This is a genomic window from Pontibacter sp. 13R65, from assembly GCF_047525655.1.
GTDB lineage: Bacteria > Bacteroidota > Bacteroidia > Cytophagales > Hymenobacteraceae > Pontibacter.
The window spans coordinates 1-700 of the sequence record NZ_JBLIQL010000059.1; the positions used below are offsets into that span (position 1 = coordinate 1).

Annotated in this window: 1 protein-coding gene; it reads right to left on the reverse strand. The window is 65.1% G+C overall.

All coding sequences use genetic code 11. The annotated features are described in order from the left end of the window. Positions 1-685, reverse strand: a 685-nt coding sequence (locus tag ACMA1I_RS23290; RefSeq protein WP_337070895.1) for an IclR family transcriptional regulator, incomplete at its 3' end; no start/stop codon positions are given. Positions 686-700: the final 15 nt, after the last annotated feature.

The window sequence follows — 700 nt, forward strand, 5'->3', positions numbered from 1 at the left end:
ACTCGGTGGTGAGGATGGAGACGGCCAGGACGGCGACCACGCCTGCGCGCTCATCGCCTATGGGGGCGACGATGTCGGTGACGCCCCTGGAGAGTTCGCTGTCCTCGCCGTGCTGCCCGGTCTGCCGGATCTGGTCGAGGAGCAGGAGGAACTTCTTCTGCTGGGCCTTGGAGTAGCTGAGGAAGAGCTGGTTCTCTGCCAGGACGGCCTGCCGCTGCTCGGGGGGCATGTAGGCCAGCAGCACGCGTCCCGAGGCGGTGAGCAGCAGGGGGAAGAGGCTTCCCTCCTCGATGGAGAGGGCGATGGGGCTGGGGCTCTTGGCCTGGTGGATGACCATGAGCTGGTTCTGGTAGAGCACGCTCAGGTGGCAGGACTGCTTGAGGCGTGCGGCCAGCTGGTGCATGGGGTACTGGGCGGCGGCGCGGATCTCGTCGACGGGGGAGTGGCGGTGGGAGAGGTTGTAGAGCTTGAGGGAGAGCTTGTACTTGCCCGAGATCTCCTCGCGGTTGATGTAGCCGCGGGCCTCCAGGGAGACGAGCATGCGGAAGATCTCGTTGGGGTTGCGGTGAATGCCGACGGCGATCTCGGTCTGGGAGAGGGGGACGGCCTTCAGGGCCAGGTACTCGAGGATGTCGAGGCCCTTCTCCAGGGCCGGCGCCTGGTACTTGACAGCTTTTTCTGTCATGGGTCAATTGCGTTA